At 51.2% G+C, this 1774-nt stretch carries 1 protein-coding gene; it reads left to right on the top strand.

The genetic code is table 11. The features are described 5' to 3' along the window. Positions 1-26 precede the first annotated feature (26 nt). Positions 27-1697: an IS1634 family transposase gene (locus tag AB1467_07395; GenBank protein ID MEW6296079.1), complete on the top strand. Its 1671-nt coding sequence runs from the start codon at positions 27-29 to the stop codon at positions 1695-1697. Positions 1698-1774 lie beyond the last annotated feature (77 nt).

Genomic DNA, 1774 nt, shown 5'->3' with positions numbered 1-1774 from the left:
TGGGCAAAAGCAACGGCCGTTGTTATCTGTCAATCGTTCAGGGCTACAGAGACCCCGTGACAAAAAAAGTCCGGCACAAAACGGTCAAATCCCTCGGATATCTCGAGGTGCTCGCAAAGGAGTACCCGGATCCCATCGCCCATTTTAGAAGCGTCGTCGAGGACATGAACAAAAAAGCGGCTTTGGAAAAACAGCCGGTCGCGATCAGTCTCAATCCCGAAGAGACTCTGACGGAAAGCCCAGCCAACCGAAAAAACATCGGCTACGCCGCGCTCAGCAAACCCTACCACGAACTTGGCCTCCACACTTTCTTTTACAACAACTCCAGATCGTTTAAGTCGGAATTCAACACAAACAACATCATGAAGCTCCTCGTTTTCTCCCGGATCCTTGCCCCCGCGTCCAAGAAAAAAACCTACGAGGAGAAAGGCCGCTACTTTGAGAACACGGATTTCTCATTGGACGACGTCTACCGCTGCCTCACGCAGGCCGTCACTTTTAAGGACGGCCTGCAGCTTTATTTGCACCGGCAGATGAAAAATAAATTCGGGAGAAGCACCGAACTGGTTTATTACGACGTCACAAATTACTATTTCGAGACCGACAGGCAGGACGAGATGAAAAGAAAAGGCGTGTCCAAAGAGCACCGTCCGGACCCGATCGTGCAGATGGGGCTTTTGATGGACACAAAAGGCATCCCTGTCTCGTATGATCTTTTCCCGGGCAACACCAATGACTGCGAGACCCTGATGCCAATTTTGGCTAAAGTGAAAAAAGATTACGAGGTCGGCCGTACCATCGTTGTCGCGGACAAGGGGGTCAACACGGCGGACAACATCGCGTTTTGCCTTGCCCGAGGCGATGGGTATGTCTATTCGCAAACTGTGCGCGGCAGAAACAAGGAAATTAAAGATTACGTCCTGGACGGATCGGGGTACCGGCAGATCGGCGGCGATCACAAAATCAAGTCCAGGCTGTATCCGCGCGAAATTGCCGTCAGCAATGCGAAAGGGGGCAGAAGCAAGGTCCGCATTGACGAAAAGCAGGTCGTGTTTTACAGCGCCGACTACGACCGCAAAGCAAAGGCCGACCGTGAACCCGCCCTCTTGAAAGCCCGGGAACTGGTAAAGAGTCCTTCAAGATACAACAAGGCCACCTCCTACGGTGCGGCGAAATACGTGAAAAATCTTGTTTTCGACCCGGATACGGGTGAGATCATGACCACAAAACAAAAGCCCGTATTCGACGAGAAGAAATTGCGCGAGGAAGAAAAATTCGATGGCTACTACGCCATCGTCACCAGCGAGTGGAAGAAGAGTGACGAGGAGATCGTCGAAATCTATCGCGGGCTCTGGCGCATCGAAGAGGCGTTCAAAGTCACGAAAAGCGACCTTGAAGCCCGCCCTGTTTATCTTTCGCGCAATGACCACATACAGGCGCATTTCCTTATCTGTTTCGTCGCGCTTGTTATCGTCCGCCTGTTGGCGCAGGGCCTCGGAAACAAATACCCGATCCCAAGGATCGTGGAAAGCCTGAACAAGTCATCAGGAAGCCGCCTCGAAGAAAATTGGTATGTCTTCGACCACGCCGATGAGATCACAAAAGCGATCACCGAAACGCTCGGCGTAGATCTCAGCCGCAAGTATCTTAGATTAGGGGACATTAAAAAAATTCTGGGGGCCACGAAAAAAACCTGATTTAAGCAACAACTTTTTGTAACACTAAAAGGCCGCCGAGCCCTTACTACACAAGGAATCGGCGGCCTTTATAACTG

The sequence above is a fragment of the Candidatus Diapherotrites archaeon genome (genome assembly GCA_040755695.1).
Taxonomy (GTDB): domain Archaea; phylum Iainarchaeota; class Iainarchaeia; order Iainarchaeales; family 1-14-0-10-31-34; genus JBFMAK01.
Note: the sequence above shows the minus strand (reverse complement) of the source record. Positions and strands in the feature narration are given on the sequence as shown.